Below are 4114 nucleotides of genomic sequence, written 5' to 3'. Positions count from 1 at the left end.
GTTCAAGCTTGCGACGGCCATCCAGAGCACCGTCCCGCGCCTCAATCAGGGCTGCGATCCGACCGCGCGAAATGGCGGTCAGCACCTTTTCGAAGCCCGTTTCCAACGCGCCGGCCTTGCGAGCAAGGCCCAGCGCATCTGCCGCGCGGCGCGCAAGCAGCCGCTCGACAATATCAGCAAGATCGGGGTCCGCCGTGGCAGCGCCCCTGGCGGCCTTCCTGAAGTGACCCTTCAGGACCGCCTTTTCAACCATCTCCCGGGTGCCCGTGACCCAAAAGCCACGGCCCGGCAGTTTTTCGGCCAGATCCGGCACCACATTGCCCTCCGGATCGAGCACGAAGCGAATGAGACCCTGCTTGCCGCCGGTTTCGCCCGTGACGATACAGCGGCGCTCCGGGCCGTCGGCCTCAGACTTCTGCTTCTTCACCCTCGTCCGCTTCCTCGTCTTCTTCCGCCGTGGCGAGATCCGCTTCCGTGATCCAGCCCGCCTTCAGACGCGCCTTCATGATGAGGTCGTTCGCATCATCGGGCGTCAGATCGAAATCTTCGAGAATGCCCTGCTGGTGCTTGCGCTCACCATTCACGGTTTCGTTCCAGCCGAGCAGATCATCGGTGGCACAACCAGCGAGATCCTCGACGGTCTTCAGATCGTTTTCGCCGAAGGCCACGAGCATCTTCGGCGTCACGCCTTCGATCTCGCCCAGCTCATCGGCCACGCCAAGCTCGCGGCGCTTCTCGTCAAATTCTGCATTCTGGCGCTCGATGAATTCCAGAGCGCGGCTCTGGATTTCCTGCGCCGTATCTTCGTCGAAGCCTTCGATCTCGGCGATTTCGTCGAGATCGACATAGGCCACTTCCTCGATCGAAGCAAAACCTTCGGAGGCAAGAAGCTGCGCGATCATCTCATCAACATCGAGCGCTTCGGCGAAGATTGCCGTGCGGCTGACAAACTCGGCCTGACGGCGTTCGCTTTCCTCGGCTTCGGTCAGGATGTCGATATCCCAGCCGGTAAGCTGCGAGGCAAGGCGCACATTCTGGCCGCGACGGCCAATGGCGAGCGAAAGCTGATCGTCCGGCACCACGACTTCGATGCGCTGGGCATCTTCATCAAGCACGACCTTGACGACTTCAGCCGGCGCAAGCGCATTCACGATGAAGGTTGCGGCATCGGGCGACCACTGGATGATGTCGATCTTCTCGCCCTGAAGTTCGTTCACCACCGCCTGCACGCGGCTGCCGCGCATACCAACGCAGGCGCCAACGGGATCAATCGAATTGTCGTTCGAGATGACGGCGATCTTGGCACGGCTGCCCGGATCGCGCGCAACGGCGCGGATCTCGATGATGCCGTCATAGATTTCCGGCACTTCCTGCGCAAAGAGCTTCGCCATGAACTGCGGATGGGAACGCGACAGGAAAATCTGCGGGCCGCGCTGTTCGCGGCGCACGTCATATATATAGGCGCGTACGCGGTCGCCATTGCGGAAAGTTTCGCGCGGCAGCAGCTCGTCGCGGCGAACGATGGCTTCACCACGGCCGAGATCAACGATCACATTGCCATATTCAACGCGCTTCACGATGCCATTGACGATCTCACCGATGCGATCCTTGTATTCGTCATACTGGCGCTCACGCTCGGCATCGCGCACCTTCTGCACGATGACCTGTTTTGCGGTCTGCGCGGCGATGCGGCCGAAATCAACCGGCGGCAATTCGTCTTCGATCAGATCGCCTGCCTGTGCAGCCGGGTTGCGGCGCTTGGCGGATTTGAGATCGATCTGCACCGCATCATTGTCCACCGCTTCGACCACTTCGAGCAGACGGACAAGACGAATTTCACCGGTCTGCGGATTGATGCGTGCACGGATTTCATTTTCCGCACCATAGCGCGAGCGAGCCGCTTTCTGGATCGCTTCGGCCATTGCCTCGAGCACGACTTCCCGATCGATGGACTTTTCCCGCGCAACTGCATCTGCGATCTGTAACAGCTCAAGACGGTTGGCGCTAACTGCCGGTGCCATTCTTTAATCTCCGTCGGAGAGGGCATCGGGGTCGTCTTCACCCCCGCCCTGCCTTTTAAGACTTTCCCTGATAAGGTCGTCGCTCATAACGAGCTTCGCCTCGCTCACCTTGAGGAACGGCAGACCGAGAATCTGCGGTTCCGAAAATCCTTCAACTTCACTTTCAACAAGAACTTCGCCGTCTTCGACGCCCTGCAATATGCCGCGAAAGCGCTTGCGGCCGGACACGGCTTCACCAAGTTCAACCTTCGCCTCGAAGCCCTGCCAGCGTTCAAAATCCTTGGGCCGCGTCAGCGGGCGGTCGATGCCGGGGGAGGACACTTCCAGATTATATTCGCCGGGGATCGGGTCCTCGACATCAAGCACGGCAGAAATGATATGCGACAGCTCCTCGCATTCATGGACCGAGATGCGACCATCGGGGCGCTCGGCCATGATCTGAAGCGTACGGCCATCCTGCAGGCCGAAACGGACACGCACGATCTCGAAGCCGGCGCCTTCGGCTGATGCGCGCACCAGTTCGAACACCTTGCGCGCAACGCCGGGAGGCGCAACGAGATGCGTATCGAGCGTGGCGAGCGCGGTCGCGTCACTAATGTCTGTTGTTTCGAGCTTCGTGGAGGCCAATGGCCCTTCTCCAATCCCGTCAAACAGGGCCCCAGATAACAAAAAAAGCGGGCCCCCGTTTCCGGAGACAGCCCACTCTCTGGAGCGTCGCTGACTTGTTGGCCTCTTTATAACGCCATTTTGCTCTCAAGAGCAAGGGCAACCGCTCAGAGGCGGCGGAAAGAAAGATAGGCGGGGGTCCGCCCCTCCCGGATGGCCTTTGCCTCATAGCGAGTGCCGGGCCAGCCCTCATAGGGCTTGCGCCAGTCATCCGCACAATCGGCGTTCCAGCGGAAGGTTTCGCCCCTTTCACGGTTGAAACGGCTCATATGGGCGAGTGTCCAGGCGATGTAATCGGGGATATCGCTGGCAAAACGCAGCTCCCCGCCCGGCTTCAAGGCTCTTGCGAGGAGGTCCAGCGTTTCGAGATTCACGAAGCGACGCTTGTTGTGGCGTTTTTTCGGCCAGGGATCGGGATAAAGGATGAAGACGCGCGAGAGCGAGGCGGGCGTCAGCTTTTCCAGCAGGAAGCGGGCATCATCATTGAGGATGCGTACATTGGTGAGGTTCCGCTCCTCGATTTCGGTGACGAGCTTCGCCACGCCATTCACAAAGGGCTCGCAGCCCAGGATGCCCACATGGCGATGCGTGTCTGCCTGATGGGCGAGATGCTCGCCACCGCCAAAGCCGATTTCGAGCCAGACTTCTTCTGCATCGCCAAAGAGGCTTTGCGGATCGAGCGGCGTATCACCAATGGAAATGGAGACCCTCGGCAGGAGGGTCTCCATCAGATTTGCCTGGCGAGGCTTCAGCGCCTTGCCCTTGATGCGCCCATAGACATGACGGCGCGAGGGGGTTTCGTTTCTGCTACTCACGTCAGGACCCACTCGCGTGAAGGCGCCAACCCGTCAACGATCAGCGAATGGCTGCCGCGATCTTGCTTGCGAGATCGGTCTTTTCCCAGGAGAAGCCGCCCTGTGCATCCGGCTCGCGGCCGAAATGGCCATAGGCCGCGCTGCGCTCATAGATCGGCCTGTTGAGGCCGAGATGTTCGCGGATGCCGCGCGGGCTCAGATCCATGCAGGTCGGGATCGCGCGCTCGATCGAGGCCTCATCCGTCTTGCCGGTGCCGTGCAGATCAACATAGATCGACAGCGGCTTCGACACGCCGATGGCGTAGGCAAGCTGGATGGTGCAGCGATCAGCAAGGCCTGCTGCGACAACGTTCTTTGCGAGATAGCGCGCCGCATAGGCCGCCGAACGGTCAACTTTCGTCGGGTCCTTGCCGGAGAAGGCACCACCGCCATGGGGGGCCGCGCCGCCATAAGTGTCCACGATGATCTTGCGACCGGTCAGGCCGGCATCGCCATCGGGACCGCCAATGACGAAATTGCCGGTCGGGTTCACATAGAATTCTTCTTCGGGGGGAAACCAGCCAGCGGGCAGAACTTCCTTCACATAGCCGCGCACGAGTTCGCGCAGATCGG

The 4114-nt window shown here is 60.6% G+C and carries 5 protein-coding genes; all 5 read right to left on the bottom strand.

All coding sequences use genetic code 11. The annotated features are described in order from the left end of the window. Window positions 1-427: RNA-binding protein (locus WBF74_RS10625; RefSeq protein WP_424439322.1), on the bottom strand; the 427-nt coding region annotated here is incomplete at its 3' end. Further along, entirely contained in the window at window positions 408-2021 is a 1614-nt protein-coding gene (gene nusA, locus WBF74_RS10620) for a transcription termination factor NusA (protein ID WP_424439319.1), read from the bottom strand. The genes WBF74_RS10625 and nusA, both read right to left, overlap by 20 nt. Window positions 2022-2024: 3 nt before the next feature. Beyond that, on the bottom strand, window positions 2025-2648 hold the full coding sequence (gene rimP / locus WBF74_RS10615) for a ribosome maturation factor RimP (RefSeq protein WP_424439316.1): 624 nt from the start codon (window positions 2646-2648) through the stop codon (window positions 2025-2027). A gap of 146 nt (window positions 2649-2794) precedes the next feature. Next, complete coding sequence (gene trmB, locus WBF74_RS10610; protein WP_424439313.1) at window positions 2795-3502, bottom strand: tRNA (guanosine(46)-N7)-methyltransferase TrmB; 708 nt, start codon at window positions 3500-3502, stop codon at window positions 2795-2797. A gap of 40 nt (window positions 3503-3542) precedes the next feature. Further along, the coding region (locus tag WBF74_RS10605; protein ID WP_424439310.1) for a methionine adenosyltransferase domain-containing protein at window positions 3543-4114 on the bottom strand (572 nt) is incomplete at its 5' end.

The organism is Parvibaculum sp. (assembly GCF_049672805.1).
Taxonomy (GTDB): domain Bacteria; phylum Pseudomonadota; class Alphaproteobacteria; order Parvibaculales; family Parvibaculaceae; genus Parvibaculum.
Note: the sequence above shows the minus strand (reverse complement) of the source record. Positions and strands in the feature narration are given on the sequence as shown.